The 13,933-nt window shown below is 60.9% G+C and carries 14 protein-coding genes; all 14 read right to left on the bottom strand.

Annotated features, from left to right (window positions below; all coding sequences use genetic code 11):
• Positions 1 to 396: 396 nt before the first annotated feature.
• The 14 genes from E2I15_RS03035 to E2I15_RS02970 all read right to left on the bottom strand — a co-directional run bounded on the left by E2I15_RS03035 (position 397) and on the right by E2I15_RS02970 (position 13,889).
• Positions 397 to 2,427, bottom strand: a complete 2,031-nt coding sequence (locus E2I15_RS03035) for a sensor histidine kinase (RefSeq protein ID WP_137479855.1) — start codon at positions 2,425 to 2,427, stop codon at positions 397 to 399.
• A complete protein-coding gene (locus E2I15_RS03030; protein WP_137479856.1) occupies positions 2,406 to 3,794 on the bottom strand; it encodes a sigma-54-dependent transcriptional regulator in 1,389 nt (462 codons plus the stop codon). Before E2I15_RS03030 ends, E2I15_RS03035 begins: the two co-directional genes overlap by 22 nt.
• A complete protein-coding gene (locus tag E2I15_RS39110) occupies positions 3,787 to 4,275 on the bottom strand; it encodes a hypothetical protein (protein WP_246668165.1) in 489 nt (162 codons plus the stop codon). The genes E2I15_RS03030 and E2I15_RS39110 overlap by 8 nt, the downstream gene beginning before the upstream one ends.
• 43 nt (positions 4,276 to 4,318) lie before the next feature.
• Positions 4,319 to 4,600, bottom strand: coding sequence for a chaperone modulator CbpM (locus E2I15_RS03020; RefSeq protein ID WP_137480003.1), 282 nt, complete (start codon positions 4,598 to 4,600; stop codon positions 4,319 to 4,321).
• Positions 4,601 to 4,602: 2 nt separating this feature from the next.
• Positions 4,603 to 5,511 carry a DnaJ C-terminal domain-containing protein gene (locus E2I15_RS03015; RefSeq protein WP_137479857.1) on the bottom strand — a complete coding sequence of 303 codons (909 nt, stop codon included), beginning with the start codon at positions 5,509 to 5,511 and terminating at the stop codon, positions 4,603 to 4,605.
• 85 nt (positions 5,512 to 5,596) lie between these two features.
• Positions 5,597 to 5,779 carry a hypothetical protein gene (locus E2I15_RS03010; RefSeq protein ID WP_137479858.1) on the bottom strand — a complete coding sequence of 61 codons (183 nt, stop codon included), beginning with the start codon at positions 5,777 to 5,779 and terminating at the stop codon, positions 5,597 to 5,599.
• A gap of 88 nt (positions 5,780 to 5,867) precedes the next feature.
• Positions 5,868 to 6,356: a DUF992 domain-containing protein gene (locus tag E2I15_RS03005; RefSeq protein WP_422109853.1), complete on the bottom strand. Its 489-nt coding sequence runs from the start codon at positions 6,354 to 6,356 to the stop codon at positions 5,868 to 5,870.
• Positions 6,357 to 6,524: 168 nt separating this feature from the next.
• On the bottom strand, positions 6,525 to 8,450 hold the full coding sequence (gene dnaK, locus E2I15_RS03000) for a molecular chaperone DnaK (protein ID WP_137479859.1): 1,926 nt from the start codon (positions 8,448 to 8,450) through the stop codon (positions 6,525 to 6,527).
• Between the two features lie 271 nt (positions 8,451 to 8,721).
• Complete coding sequence (locus tag E2I15_RS02995) at positions 8,722 to 9,654, bottom strand: DUF5996 family protein (RefSeq protein ID WP_137479860.1); 933 nt, start codon at positions 9,652 to 9,654, stop codon at positions 8,722 to 8,724.
• Positions 9,655 to 9,782: 128 nt separating this feature from the next.
• Positions 9,783 to 10,439 (bottom strand): nucleotide exchange factor GrpE, encoded by a 657-nt coding sequence (gene grpE / locus E2I15_RS02990; RefSeq protein WP_196238882.1) that lies wholly within the window; start codon positions 10,437 to 10,439, stop codon positions 9,783 to 9,785.
• An 82-nt stretch (positions 10,440 to 10,521) separates the two neighbouring features.
• Complete coding sequence (locus tag E2I15_RS02985; RefSeq protein ID WP_246668167.1) at positions 10,522 to 11,049, bottom strand: HdeD family acid-resistance protein; 528 nt, start codon at positions 11,047 to 11,049, stop codon at positions 10,522 to 10,524.
• A gap of 305 nt (positions 11,050 to 11,354) precedes the next feature.
• Positions 11,355 to 11,468 carry a DUF2474 family protein gene (locus E2I15_RS02980; RefSeq protein ID WP_137479863.1) on the bottom strand — a complete coding sequence of 38 codons (114 nt, stop codon included), beginning with the start codon at positions 11,466 to 11,468 and terminating at the stop codon, positions 11,355 to 11,357.
• On the bottom strand, positions 11,468 to 12,472 hold the full coding sequence (gene cydB / locus E2I15_RS02975; RefSeq protein WP_137479864.1) for a cytochrome d ubiquinol oxidase subunit II: 1,005 nt from the start codon (positions 12,470 to 12,472) through the stop codon (positions 11,468 to 11,470). Before cydB ends, E2I15_RS02980 begins: the two co-directional genes overlap by 1 nt.
• A gap of 4 nt (positions 12,473 to 12,476) precedes the next feature.
• Positions 12,477 to 13,889, bottom strand: coding sequence for a cytochrome ubiquinol oxidase subunit I (locus tag E2I15_RS02970; RefSeq protein WP_170991594.1), 1,413 nt, complete (start codon positions 13,887 to 13,889; stop codon positions 12,477 to 12,479).
• Positions 13,890 to 13,933: the final 44 nt, after the last annotated feature.

Below are 13,933 nucleotides of genomic sequence, written 5' to 3'. Positions count from 1 at the left end.
ACCTGGCGTCACTTAGCGCGGCGCCCCTGAAAGTAACCCGCGTTGGTCGTGTTCTCGCGAATGTTTGCTGTATCGCCCTGCTCCGCGTCGTTTTCCTCGCGCCTCTTCGACGACGTATCCTTGCGAACCTCGGGGTCGCCGCCAGTGCCCTTCGGGCTACGATTGGCGGGCGGAACAGGCGGCATCTTCCCATGATGACGTGGCATTGCTGCGGCTCCTATGTCTGAGGCTCAACGTTTCCACTCGGTTGAAGCTCCAACCGCTGTTCGCGATTCCAGCAACGGTCGTGCCAAGCTGGGTATAGCACGATATCAATCGCTTAGCGGGCGCGACGACGAGCCGGCGGACAATTTGTCCTTCAGGCAAGACGAAATGTCGCCGGCCCTTCGGTCGCCATCAGTCCTCTGCGGGTAGCCAGATCGTAAACGTCGTGCCCTTGCCGGGTTCGCTTTCGACGGAAATCTTGCCGCCTTGGCGCGTCACAAGCATCTGGCTGATGGACAGCCCCAGACCTGTGCCTTCCCGCCTCTTGGTGGTGAAGAATGGATCGAAAATCCGCTGCATCACGTCCGTCGTCATCCCGCCACCTGTGTCCGTCACATCGATCACAACACCAGGTCGCCGTCCCTCGTCCCGATCGAAGGTTCGAAGCGTCAAACGTCCGCCTCCGGACGTCGCATGGATCGCGTTGACCAGGAGATTGACAAGCACCTGTTGCAATTCGGTGCGATTCATCGAGATGTGACGTGAGGCGTGATATTCCGTCTCGACACTGATCGTTGTCTTGTTCAGCAGATGTTGAACGAGCGGCAGCGTGTCTGTCACGACGGCGGCGGCATTGTACTGATCGGTGAAGCCGGCATACTCCTGCGGCTTGGCGAACTGCAGGAGCCGCGTCACGATTTCGCTGACTCGATGCAACTGTTCGTCAATGAGCCGGAACTCAGTCTTTGCTTCGTCGGCCCTGGAGCCCATCATGTCCTTGATGATCTCCAGATTGCCTTGCATCACCGCGATCGGGTTATTGATCTCATGAGCCACGCCGGCGGTGATCTCGCCGATAGCGGCGAGCTTCTCGGACATGATCAGCTGCTTTGTGGTTGCCTCCAGCTGCTCGTTCGCGCGCACGAGTTTGCTCGTTCGTTCCTCGACCCGCTGGTTGAGTTCCTCGTTCCATTGTCGCAGCTGGGCGTCGCGCTCGTGAATCTGATCCAGCAATCGATCCAGGTGAGTTGCGACCTGTTCGATCTCGTCACGACCATCGACGGGTCCGGTGCGCGCTTCCAATTCGCCTCTTTCAACTTTCGCAATCGTGGTCGTCATCCGCTCGAGTGGCTTGAAAATGCCTGCAGCCCACCTCAGGAAAAGAGGCACGGTGGCTGCCACCGCGATGAGAAAGGCCAGCGCAATTTGTAGAAGCGTATCCCGCTTAGCTTCGGTAAACGGCTTCTGCAGATAGCCGGCATAGAGCATGCCGACGCGACGGTCATAGCTGTCAGTGAGCGGCTCGTAGGCGGAAATGTACCAATCGTCGACGACGAACGCGCTATCCAGCCACGTCCGGCCGCGATCGAGAACCGCATTGCGAACGTCCGCCGAGACGCGCGTGCCGATCGCACGCTGTCCTTCGAACATCCGCACGTTGGTACTGATGCGGACGTCATCGAGGAAAAGCGTAACGGTCCCGCGACTGCCTTCCGGCAAGCCCGACCCATGAAAAATCAGATCGTTGATTGTGTCGACAAAGGCAAGATTCTGGTTGAGTAGTATCCCGCCCACCAAAGCCGCGCGGCGCCCATTCGGCAATGAAACCGGCGTCGCTGACTGCAGCACCAACCCTCGGTTCTCTTGCCTTCGCGTGGTGGGCGTGCTTCCGGGCGTCGCGATGACGTCGATTTGCGCGCGTTTCGAAAGGTCCGCGGAGATCGCAGCAAGTTCCGCGGGCTCAAAGACATCGATCGCCGTTCGCGCTCGTCCCTCAAGCGCCGCGGTGGTGACCGGCCAATTGCGGCGTGGAATGGACGCCATCTGGAATTCGCTCGCGACGACCGCGCCGTCGTCGGCGGCAATGTAGAGAAAATCGAAGCCCTGCGCCTGCGCGATATCCGTGAGGTAGACATTCAGCGCCCCGTCCTCATAGCCCCGTGCTTGCACAATCGACTGAAAGCGCGCGGAGCTGACTGACGATGCCAGCTCTCCCTCTGTGTTCTCCAGAATGCGTGCGAGGTATTGTCGGGCGATCGTCAGGTCATCATGCACCTTGGACGTCAACGCCGCGTCGAACTTCGCGTTCCAGCGATAGATGGTGATCCCAAGAAGCAGCGGGAGGATGACGAGCATTGGCAGGAGTGCCATCGCCAGCAGCCGATAGCGCACCGAGCTCTTGTCGAGAGCAAGAGCCGGTATCAGAGGTGCCAGCTTGCGCATTTGCGGTCGATGGTTTTACGCGAAATGCCGAGCCGGCGCGCCGCCTCCTCGCGGTCGCCGCCCGTCTCGCGCAGCACAAAAAGGATATGTCGTCGTTCCACATCCGCGAGTGTGACATCATTCGTCGAGCTATCAACACGTGGCGGCAGATAGTCCTCGCGAAACTCACCGAGGATTACGGTTCGCTCGATCAGGTTGCGCAGCTCCCGGATGTTACCCGGCCAGTCGTACCGCGCCAGAAACGTACGCATCCTGGCATCGATCGGAACACGTGGCATGCCAAGCTGCTCGGAAATCTCGTTCATGAAGACCTCGGCGAGCTCGAGCACATCCTGATCCCGATCCCGAAGAGCCGGAAGATTGATCTGCATGATGTTGATGCGGAAGTAGAGGTCCGCCCGAAAGGTACCTGCCGCAACCCGCTTCTGCAAATCGGCGTTGGTTGCGAAGACAAAGCGAGCGTCGATCGGCACTTCTCGTTCTGAGCCGACGGGGCGCACCCGTTTGTCCTCCAGCACGCGCAACAGCTTACTCTGCAGGTGATGCGGGAGTTCACCGATCTCGTCCAAAAAGAGTGTGCCGCCCTGGGCGAACATGAATAGCCCCTCGCGCGCTTTCCCTGCGCCGGTGAACGCACCCTTCACGTGACCAAAGAGTTCGCTTTCGATCATCTCCGCAGGAATTGCTCCGCAGTTAACCGGCACAAAAAGCTTGTCCGCCCGACTCGACAGCGAATGGAGCGATCGGGCGGCAACCTCCTTGCCGGTTCCGGATTCGCCGGTAAACAGAATGGGCGTCGGCAAGGGCGCCACCCGGGCGATGGTGTCGCGCGCCCTCTGAACCGCCGCCGACGCCCCAAGCAGTTTGCTGCGCAGATACAGCGGACGCGACGACGACTTCAGCTCATGGTGCAGCACAAAATTCTCACGCTGCAGGCGCGCCCGATCAAGGCACCGTGCCACGGCGTTTAGCAATTGATTGGATCGGAAGGGCTTGATGACAAAGTCGATGACGCCGATGCGCAATGCGCCGATGGCGGTGTCGAGATCGGCATAGGCGGTCATAAGGATGACGTCGGTAAAGAAGCCGATCGCCCGCTGTTCCGCGAGCCAGTCGAGGCCGCTCCTGCCGGGCATGACATTGTCGAGAATCACGACGTCGAAATGTTGCCCGTCGAGTTTGCGCGACGCATCCTTGGCGTCCGCGGATTCCTCAATCAGTTTGCAGCGCGGTCGCAGGAGCTTGACGAGGAAGTTGCGTATCCCCGGTTCGTCGTCGACGACAAGGATCGAGGCTTGCGCAAGCCAGGGGCCAAATTCCGGGTCGATCACCGGCTCGGCGACTTCAGGGCGGGTCTCCTCAGACATACAGGTCTCTCCCGACTCCGGCTCTGGCGGCGATTATCTCAAAGCAGAGCGCTAACCTTCTCCAGCGCGATGCAAAGACCGAGGCCGACCGGAATGCGTGCCGCAAGCCAACCGGACCCGAGATCCCGGCAACCGCCCAGGCGCTGTTCAGGCACCATCGGCGACGCCTGCCGTCTGTGTCCCGATCATATTTGCAAGATAGGCCGGAACGGCCGCAACCGTCCAGAATATCGAGCAGCGCACCTTCTGAAAGGGTCGGATGATTACCGGGAAAGGCAGGTGCCAGATCTTCGTCGACGATGATTTTCGCCGCCTGCGGCGTTTGCCGGCTACCTTCTATGTCGAGCCTTGTCGCCGCATCGAATAGAATCGCCTTTACGTCATCGACCGTCAGAACATTCTTTGCGACGCACTTGCGGACCAGGGCCTGCAGGATAAGCGCATTGATCGATCCATCTCCGGGCGATGTCGTCCCTGCCATCAAAAATGCTCCTTATGGCCCATTCCGAACGACGTAGGTTCGATCAGACGCTCCCCGGCGTGTCGTTGACCATGGCACGCAGCAGCGCGAAAGCTTGCCGAGCACCGTGGAGCTGATCGATCAGATGCAGGATCACGTCGATACCCTCGTCGTTGATTCCGAAGTCGCCCTTGAGGTCCTGTATCAAGCGCGCACGCGCCACGTCTCCATCAGAGAACAGAACACCCGAAGCGGACTCGGTCGGAATAAGCCACCGTTGCTCCAGCCATAGCTCGAGCGTCTGCACGCGCAGTCCGGCCGAGGTCAGGAACTCCTGCTTGTTCAAGGTCATTTCGAACTACCTTCGCGCGGATTGAAATCCTTGCCCTTACTCCAGTTCCCGACAAATGCCTGCAACTCCGGATCCGGCGATTTCGGCAGCATCACCTTCAGTTTCACGAATTCATCACCGCTGCCGCCACCGGGGCGCGGCGCCCCTTTGCCCTTGAGGCGCAGCGTGGTGCCCGTGTTCGATCCCTTCGGTACGGCCATTGTCACGTCACCGGTCGGCGTCGGAACGCGGATATGCCCTCCCAGCACGGCTTCGGTCAGCGAAATCGGAAGTTCGAGAAGTATGTTGTCGCCTTCGCGCGTGAACCGCCGATCCGGCATCACCTCGACCTCGATGAGAGCGTCACCCGCGGCGCCCTTGCCGGCCCCGGGTGCTCCCTTTCCCTTCAAGCGCAGAACCTGTCTGTCAACCATTCCCGGAGGAATCTTCACGTCGAGCGTGCCGCCGTCGGGCAGCGTGATCCGTTTGCTCGCGCCATTAATCGATTCGACGAATTCGATCGGGAGACGGAAGTGCAGATCTTCCCCGCGTCGATTCGTTCGCGCGCGCTGGCTGCGCCTCAGCAGATCCGCGAACGCGTCGTCCGAATCCATGAAGTCGGCAAAACCGGCGCCGCTGGCGTAGACATGAGGATCGCCGGCATCGGCGTAGTCGCGATAGAAATGATGTTGCGGACGCTCGGTACCCGTCGCATCGATCTCGCCATTATCGAAGCGCTTGCGCTTGTCGGCATCACCGAGGAGGTCGTAGGCGGCGGCAACCTCCTTGAATTTCTCCTCGGCCGCCTTGTCCCCGGGATTGAGATCGGGATGCAGCTTCTTCGCGAGCTTCCGGTAGGCCTTCTGGATGTCGGCTGCCGAGGCCGAGGACGCCACTCCCAATACGTCATACGGATTCTTGGCCACTCACCGCTCCCGACGACGAACATGCTTGGACATGGCAGAAACCGCGCCTGTCATTGGCAAGCAACAACCAAGCTGCAACTCCGGATTATTCAACATGCCCGGAATCCACATATTTGGGGTATTTCTTCAATTGTTGAGGCGTCATTCGTGCGGGATCCGGCGCTCCCGGAACACCGCGCGGACCGAGTTTGACCCGCGTGATGTCGTCTTCCGTCAATCTCGGCTTACCGTCGTCGAGTTGCCCATCGCCACCGAGACTTGCTGTCATGGTCTTCCGATCTCCACATGCCATTCTGAACGACGCAGCGAGAGCCGCTTGCCGAACAAGGATGGGAACCAGTGTCAGTTCGGCGCCTCTATCGACCCGGCTGAAGGGTCATACTCTCCAATCCTGCCGCGACGATCAGGCCGGTTTCCGCCTGCACGCTCAGGGGTTGCAGCGCGATGCTGTTGTTCGAGCCTCCCAGAAGCACGTTGCCGCCCACGCCGACCACGGCCGCGGCCATGGCATCGACGCCGACATAGGTCCCTGCGATATCGCCACGGCCGGGCTGGGCGATAGGCGCAAACACCGACCAGGCAAGCGCGGTGCTCTCGGTGATACCGATGTCGAGACCGATCTTTTGGATCGTCGCGATGTAGTAGTCTTCGGGCAGACCGTTGACCCGCAGGACACACGCCAGGTTGGTTACCGCGCCCACGATAAAGCCGATGCTCGGGCCGCCCTTGCATTCAAGGACGCCGACCTGCACCTTTTGCACGGGCTGCTGGGCTTGCGCGGTGGATACCAGGGCGGCCAGCATTGCTCCGGCAAAGGCAGTGAGGACCGTCGAACGTCGTCGCATAAGAAAGCTCCTACAAAATGAAGGCGGAATGCCTTCAAGACTTCTGCTGATGTTTGAGTAAAAAGAGGCAATCGGATTCCATTCCAGCACCTGAGAGCCGGCGTTTCGTCCCGACAGCGGTGCCAAGCCAGGTAGTCGCAGGCTCGCGCCTGCGCTGGCCGTGGCGCGCTATTTCGAATTCTTCTTGTCGTCGTCGATTTCGGTGAATTCGGCGTCGACCACATTGTCGCCACCCGAACTCGGCGCAGAACCAGGAGCGGCCTGCGCCGCGTTCTGCATAGCTTCCGCAAGCTTCATTGCATGCTGCTGCAAGGCGTTCACTTTCGTGTTGATCGCGGCGGCATTGTCGCCCTTCAACGCCTCGCGCAAGTCAGACATCGCGCTTTCGATCGCGCTGCGATCTGGTGCCGCAAGCTTCGATCCGTGCTCGGCGACAGTCTTCTCCGTCGCATGCAGAAGTGCCTCGGCGGCGTTCTTCGCCTCGACTGCTTCCTTTCGCTTCTTGTCCTCGGCGGCATGAGCCTCCGCATCCTTGACCATGCGCTCGATATCAGCCTCCGAAAGACCGCCCGACGCCTGGATCTGAATGTTCTGCTCCTTGCCCGTGCCCTTGTCCTTGGCCGAGACGTTGACGATACCGTTTGCGTCGATGTCGAAGGTCACCTCGATCTGCGGCATGCCGCGCGGTGCCGGGGCGATACCGACGAGATCGAACTGACCGAGAAACTTGTTGTCGGCCGCCATCTCGCGCTCACCCTGGAAGACCCGGATCGTCACGGCATTCTGGTTGTCCTCCGCGGTCGAGAAGACCTGGCTCTTCTTCGCCGGAACCGTCGTGTTCCGCTCTATCAACCTCGTGAATACGCCGCCCAGCGTCTCAAGGCCGAGCGAAAGCGGCGTCACGTCGAGCAGCAGCACATCCTTGACGTCGCCCTGCAGCACCCCGGCCTGGATGGCCGCACCGACGGCGACGACTTCGTCGGGATTGACACCCTTGTGCGGCTCCTTGCCGAAGATCTTCTGAACGACCTCCTGGATCTTCGGCATGCGGGTCTGCCCGCCGACGAGCACGACCTCGTCAATGTCCTTGGCCGTCAGCCCGGCGTCCTTAAGGGCGTTGAGGCACGGCTCGATCGTCCGCTGAACGAGGTCCTCGACCAGCGACTCGAATTTGGCGCGCGTGATCTTGACCTGAAGATGCTTTGGGCCGGAGGCGTCCGCCGTGATGAACGGCAGGTTGACTTCCGTCTGGGTGACCGTGGAAAGCTCGATCTTCGCCTTCTCGGCCGCTTCCTTCAGGCGCTGCAGGGCGAGCTTATCCTTGCGCAGATCAATACCTTGCTGCTTCTGAAACTCGTCGGCGAGGTAATTGACCAGCCGCATGTCGAAGTCTTCGCCGCCGAGGAAGGTATCGCCGTTGGTCGCCTTCACCTCGAACACACCGTCGCCGATATCGAGAATGGAGATGTCAAAGGTGCCGCCGCCGAGATCGTAGACGGCGATCTTGGCCTGCTTCTTCTTGTCGAGACCGTAGGCAAGCGCAGCCGCAGTCGGCTCGTTGATAATGCGCAGAACTTCGAGTCCGGCGATTTTGCCGGCGTCCTTGGTGGCTTGGCGCTGTGCGTCGTTGAAATAGGCGGGAACGGTGATGACGGCCTGGGTTATCTTCTCGCCGAGATTGGCCTCGGCCGTTTCCTTCATCTTCTGCAGGATGAAAGCCGAGATCTGCGAGGGCGAATACGGCTTGCCTTCGGCCTCGACCCAGGCGTCGCCGTTGGACGCCTTGATGATCTTGTAGGGAACGAGCGCCTTGTCCTTCTCGACCGTGGGATCATCGTAGCGACGACCGATCAGGCGCTTCACCGCAAAGATGGTGTTGGTCGGATTTGTCACCGCCTGCCGCCGGGCCGGCTGCCCGACCAGACGTTCGCCATCGGATGTAAACGCCACGACAGAAGGTGTCGTGCGTGCACCTTCTGCATTCTCGATGATGCGTGTGTTCTTGCCGTCCATGACCGCGACGCATGAATTGGTCGTCCCGAGGTCGATTCCGATCACTTTTGCCACGTCGCGCTCCTCTGCTTCTTCGTTGATCGACGATGTTCGGTTTGCGTCCCTGCGCCACTCCTGTTGAGCAACACATGTGCCAAATCACGACCCGCGGGATTTCAACGACTTAAAGCTGCGCTGTCACGACAGGTCGGACATTTTGTCCGAAGCACGCCGGACAAAGTGTCTATTGGTCTAAGCGCGTATGATGCGTCAGCCTGTCCGGCCATTGCCGACGACTGCGGAAGGCTTGTCCATTGTCGCCGGACAAGCTGTCCGTCGCAGACCGGGCCAGGCTAGAGCGGCATGGCGGAGGTTATCCCGGACGTCCGCTGCCCAGCAAGGCGGAATCCCAGCCCGCTGCGGTCGTGCCAGCAACGTAGGCGGATTCCAGGAAGGCAAGCAGGTCACCGTCAGGATTGCCGGACTGGCGCAGGTCATCGTAGTCGAGAAGGAACTCGCCCATGCCGGCGTCCCATCGTGCGGCGCTCGGACCGATCTTCGCGTGTTCGATACCCGGCGGCTGGGGATAGGTGAAGGAGTAGAATGCGGGCCTGGGATACGAGGGATCGCCCGACCACCACCCCACCTCCACCAACTGCGCATTCATCGCATTGCGCCGGACGTAACCGACATTCGGCGCCGGCGAAGCGAGCTTGCCGTTGTAGAAGGGCACGCGAATGTCGAACATCCCCCACATCAGGCCGATCGGTTGCGTCTTGCCCGTGAACCGTCCCTGGAAGACCCGCAGGACGCGCTGAGTACTGAGCAGAATGCGCCACCAGGCGTTGACCATGTCGCGGTCGTACGGGCGCAGTTGCTCGTCCTCGTCGAACGGGATCGGGTTGGACACTTCTTGCGGCATGAGGGTGATCGAAGCGTTTATCCCCGCGCCGCGAAGCTGGCCGAGGAACGTCTCGACCAAAGCCGCGACGGATGTCGGGCCCAGGGGCAATTGTCCCGATCCGCCCGAACTCGCGAGCCACTGCAACTCGTGCGAGACGAAGTCGGCGCGGACCTCGTAGACGCCGCCGGCGTAGGGAATCGGGCCAGTGGTCAAGCCTCTCGCGCCGAGCCAAAGCGGGACCCCGGCCCATTGCGCCTGGAAAGGCTCCGCCAGCTTGAGCTTGCCGACCGTCTGCAACGCCATGTGAAGAAGATACCGCGTCGGCTCGAAGGCCTGGCAGGATAGAGCCGGCCAAGGATCGCCAGACGAGGGATTGGAAGATGATGACTTGCCGGTGCTCATGGCTTGTCCTCGCACAAACATCGCGTAAGAAGAGTTCGCACCGCTATTCCAAGAGAGACTCTGGTCATGGCGAGCTTGATTCGGACAATTGAGATTCCAGGAACGGGGCTCCTCTCGACTGTAGCAGTTCAGCTTGCGACGCCGACCTTCGCTGGCCTCAATGAGCGCGAGCCGATCGAATAGCCGGGCTGCACCACAGTCGTAACCGTACCGCTTCGCACTGACGGATCCTGAACCTGGAACATCGCCTCGTGAAAGTGAGGATCAAACGGGCTTCCCGTCGGATCAAGCTTCTTGACGCCATGCGCTTCGAGCGATCGGAGCAACTCCTTTTCGGTAAGCTCCACACCTTCCACAAAGGTCCTGAACGGTCCGGCGTCGTTGCGCAGCTCGGCGGGCAGGCTGGACATGGCACGCTCCAGATTATCCGCAACATTGATCATATCGCCGGCGAACCTGGTCACGCCATACTGCCGCACATCGTTCAGATCACGCTCCGCGCGGCGACGTACATTCTCGGCATCCGCGAGCGCACGCAGGAGCCGGTCCTTGAGATCGGCATTTTCCGCAACCAGCCGCGCAATCGCGTCATGTGTCTCTTGCGAGGCTACGTTTGGCGTCGGTTCAAGGCTCGCAGCGGCCGGCGATCCGGAAACGCCCTCCCTCGAGGGATCCTCGGGCGTCGCCTTCTCGACGTCCTTCCTCTGATGCGGCTCTTCCTGAGACTGCGGAAGGTAACCCTGCTTGTTGGCGTAAGGATTCCTGGGCGGGACGTTGTTGGACATGGCAGCTCTCTTATGTCTCGCTATGGTATGTCGCTCGAACCGCATCGGGTCGGGCCTTTTTTTAGGCCACGAAGCCGGCCATCTACCGTGCACTGCGAAGCTGCAAGCCGAGGCCAATCAGCGTACAGCCCTGGAAGACGAGGTCGACCGACAACAGCAAACCAAGCAGCCAAAGACTGTTGAGTGGCCATCCCAGAAGAAACGCCAATCCCGCGACCGCTGTGAGCAAGCCGGAAGCAAATAGCCAGCCCCAGCCACGGTCATCCCTTGCTCTGAAGCCGAGCAGCAGGCGCATCAGACCGGATGCGATCGTGAAAACGGCCAGCATCAGGGTCAGAACAAGCGAGGCGATCACTGGATCCAGAATGATTGTCGTGCCGGCCACGGCGTAGAATAAGCCACCCAAGCCCCAGATAAAGCGCCCGCGCCAACTCTCAACGCCAAACGCATGGACGACCTGGAGAACGCCCGCGACGATCATCAGAGCGCCGATGTAGAAGATCGTTGCGATGGTCGCCAACAGCAGATTGCTGACAGCACCGAAGCCCAGCAGGACAAAGAGGATGCCAAGGGCGACGAACCAGCCCCACTTCGCGCGCGCTTCGCTCAATATTCCCGTGAACGCTCGCCGCGGCTCTGACGTTGCAGTTGTGTGCGTCATAAGTGAATTGCCCGGAGCTTGAGTTGTCGTTGGTGGGCCGTGCGTCCTGTTGCCGCCGAGCCCAGCCGGCCCCGCGTTGCAGACGACGACGTTCCTGCAACCGACGACAACGCAACGGACGTGCCAGACTGCAAACGTCGCGATTTCAACGAGTTAGTGACGGCTCACGTCGCTTGAAGGTCATTTTGTCCGGAATCGTTCGGACAAAATGACCTCAACGCGAAGGGGCCGGCTCACCGGATGCGAGAGTTGAGTTAACGTAGCCACAGTCTGATCACGCCTCCGACCAAGCCAAGCGCCGCAACGCTGGCGATCCAGATCGCGGCCATCCACATGAGCCGGCGCCATAGCGGAAGCCGCGCCCGCATCAATGATAGCCCACGATGCCCGCCTTGCCGCGAAACACCCAATAGGCCCAGCCGGTGTAGGCAAGGATGAGCGGAATGATGACGCAGGCGCCGACCAGCATGAACAGTTGGCTCTCGACGGGCGCCGCCGCATCCCAGATCGTGATCGCCCGCGGCACCGCATAAGGATAAATGCTGATCCCAAGCCCGATAAAACTCAACAGGAACAGGGCCAGAGCCATCAGGAACGGCAACCGTTCGAACTCACGTTTCAGGCTCCAAAAGAAGGTGACCGCGCAGATCAGCACCAATAGCGGCACCTGCGCCGTCAACAAGACGCCGGGCATCGCGAACCATCGCCGCCAATAGTCGTAGTCGAGAAACGGTGTCACGGCGCTGACGGCCGCCAGCGCTACGAGGGTGCCGGCGCCGAGCCAAAACGCGGCACGGCGCGCGTGACGTTGGCTCGTCCCCTCCGTCTTCCAGATCAGCCACGTTGCGCCAAGCAGCGCATAGCCGATCACAACCGCGACGCCGGTGAGCATGCTGAATGGACTTAGCCAGTCGAGCCAGCCGCCAGCATATGCATCACTGACGACATGAATGCCCTGCAGAATTGCCCCAAGCGTCACGCCTTGCGCGAAGGCCGCAACCAGAGAACCCAGCCAGAACGCAACGTCCCATAGTGGCCGATGCCTTGGATCGCGCCAGCGGAACTCGAAGGCGACGCCGCGGAAGACCAGCCCGAGCAGCATCGCAATCATCAACGGGTAGGTGGCCGGAAGGATGATCGCATAGGCGAGCGGAAACGCCGCCAGCAGGCCGCCGCCACCCATCACCAGCCACGTCTCGTTGCCGTCCCAAACCGGCGCGATCGAATTCATCGCTTGGTCGCGCTCGTCACCGACCGCGAACGTTGGAAACAGAATTCCGATGCCAAGGTCGAACCCGTCCATGACGACGTAGGCCATCACCGCAAAGCCAATGATGGCGGCCCAGAAGGTGGTAAGGTCGATGCTGTACATGACCTCACTCCGCCGCTGTCAGAGGCACGCCGACGCTACCCGCCGGCGTAATGCCCGCGGCGCGCTGAGGCACCTTGGGCGGTTCCTTCTCGCCCGGCGCGGGCGGCTTCGCCATCAGGCGCAGTAGATAGTAGGTACCGGCGCCGAAGGCCGCGAAGTACACCAGTACGAAAGCGGCAAGGGAGGCCGCCAACGCCGGCGCCGCCAGCGGCGAGTGCGATTCCGCCGTTCGCAACAGCCCATAGACGGTGAAGGGCTGCCGGCCGACTTCCGTCGTCACCCATCCGGCGATCACCGCGACAAAGCCGGCCGGTCCGAGAACGACGCAGGCCCGATGCAGCCAAGGCCAGTCATAGAGCCGCCCCCGGAAGCGCGCGAGCAGGCTCCACAGACCGATGGCGAGCATCGCAAATCCCAGCCCGACCATGATGCGGAACGACCAGAATACGATCGGCACCGGCGGCCATTGATCACGCGGGAAATCGCCGAGACCCGGTAGAGGTGCATATGGATCATGTTTCAGGATCAACGAGCCGAGGCGCGGCACTTCCAGTTTGTAACGAACCTGCGCTTCCTCGTTGCTGGGAAGACCAAAGAGGATCAGCGAGGCGCCATCGGGGCTGGGCTCATAGTGCCCTTCCATGGCGAGAACCTTGGCGGGCTGGTGTTCCAGCGTGTTGAGCCCATGAGCGTCACCCGCAAGGATCTGGATCGGGGTCACGATCGCGGCCATCCACATCGCCATCGAAAACATCTTGCGCGCGCCGGCGTTGGTCCGGTCCCGCAGCAAATGCCAGGCGCCGACACCGCCAACCACGAACGCCGTCGTCAAATACGCCGCGATCACGGTGTGGACCAGGCGATACGGAAAACTCGCGGTGAAGATGATCGGAATCCAGGACCCGGCGGGCACGAACTGATCCTTCGCATTGATCGCGAATCCCGCCGGCGTCTGCATCCAGCTGTTCACCGCAATGATCCAGGTCGCCGAGATCAACGTACCAAGCGCCACCATGCAGGTTGCGAAGAAATGCAGGCCCTTGCCGACCTTGCTCATGCCGAACAGCATCACGCCGAGGAAGCCCGCCTCCAGAAAGAAGGCCGTCATCACCTCATAGGCCATCAGCGGACCGATGATCGGTCCGGCCTTGGTGGAGAATACCGACCAGTTCGTACCGAACTGATATGAGAGCACCACCCCTGAGACGACGCCCATGCCGAACACGACGGCGAAGATCTTCAGCCAGTAGCGGAACAGGTTGGCGTAGACGCCCTGCCCCGTCTTCAGCCACAGCGCTTCGAGCACCATCAGGTAGCTCGCAAGCCCGATCGAAAAGGACGGGAATATGAAATGGAACGAGACAGTGAACGCGAACTGGGCACGGCCCAGCATCACCGCATCGAGATTGTCCAGCAATGTCCTCTCCTTGCCTCAGGATATGAGTCCCGGTACTTCACTGC

The sequence above is a fragment of the Bradyrhizobium sp. BR2003 genome, assembly GCF_009720285.1.
Lineage (GTDB): Bacteria > Pseudomonadota > Alphaproteobacteria > Rhizobiales > Xanthobacteraceae > Bradyrhizobium > Bradyrhizobium elkanii.
Note: the sequence above shows the minus strand (reverse complement) of the source record. Positions and strands in the feature narration are given on the sequence as shown.

Excerpts from the sequence above, each read along its gene's own strand:
- E2I15_RS03010 (WP_137479858.1), bottom strand. The coding sequence starts at position 5,779 with ATGACAGCAAGTCTCGGTGGCGATGGGCAACTCGACGACGGTAAGCCG.
- cydB (WP_137479864.1), bottom strand. The coding sequence starts at position 12,472 with ATGTACAGCATCGACCTTACCACCTTCTGGGCCGCCATCATTGGCTTT.
- E2I15_RS03005 (WP_422109853.1), bottom strand. The coding sequence starts at position 6,356 with ATGCGACGACGTTCGACGGTCCTCACTGCCTTTGCCGGAGCAATGCTG.
- E2I15_RS03030 (WP_137479856.1), bottom strand. The coding sequence starts at position 3,794 with ATGTCTGAGGAGACCCGCCCTGAAGTCGCCGAGCCGGTGATCGACCCG.
- E2I15_RS02980 (WP_137479863.1), bottom strand. The coding sequence starts at position 11,468 with ATGCGGGCGCGGCTTCCGCTATGGCGCCGGCTCATGTGGATGGCCGCG.
- E2I15_RS39110 (WP_246668165.1), bottom strand. The coding sequence starts at position 4,275 with ATGGCAGGGACGACATCGCCCGGAGATGGATCGATCAATGCGCTTATC.
- grpE (WP_196238882.1), bottom strand. The coding sequence starts at position 10,439 with ATGTCCAACAACGTCCCGCCCAGGAATCCTTACGCCAACAAGCAGGGT.
- E2I15_RS03035 (WP_137479855.1), bottom strand. The coding sequence starts at position 2,427 with ATGCGCAAGCTGGCACCTCTGATACCGGCTCTTGCTCTCGACAAGAGC.
- E2I15_RS02995 (WP_137479860.1), bottom strand. The coding sequence starts at position 9,654 with ATGAGCACCGGCAAGTCATCATCTTCCAATCCCTCGTCTGGCGATCCT.